General features: G+C 59.4%; 1 protein-coding gene. It reads right to left on the reverse strand.

Annotation, left to right across the window (positions count from 1 at the left end; all coding sequences use genetic code 11):
* The coding region (locus RVY79_RS18175) for a hypothetical protein (protein ID WP_317465933.1) at nucleotides 1–347 on the reverse strand (347 nt) is incomplete at both ends.

The raw sequence follows: 347 nt of genomic DNA on the forward strand, positions 1-347 counted from the left end.
TGATGGATTGCTTGACGGTGGCATCGCCAGCGCGATTACCAGCATCAGCCAGCGTCATCAGCACGCCGTCATAGCGGAACTGCGACACGGCACCGTTGGCTTCCTGAATCGTTTCGTAGATCTGGGCGGGCTGCTCATTGATGCCGCTGTAGTAGCCTTGCTCCAATCCGGCAAAGAATCGATCGACGGCCGCGTCTTGGCGCTCGATGTCGAACGAGCCGGACCAGCCGTCAAAGAAGCGAACGTGGTCGGTTATGCCATCCAGGCGCTTCACGCGCACGTCGGTGACGTCCTGCTTGCTCTTGAACGACGTGATCTTGTTGAGTTGCAGCGGGCCCGTCGAGGTT

The organism is Chromohalobacter sp. HP20-39 (assembly GCF_033052815.1).
Lineage (GTDB): Bacteria > Pseudomonadota > Gammaproteobacteria > Pseudomonadales > Halomonadaceae > Chromohalobacter.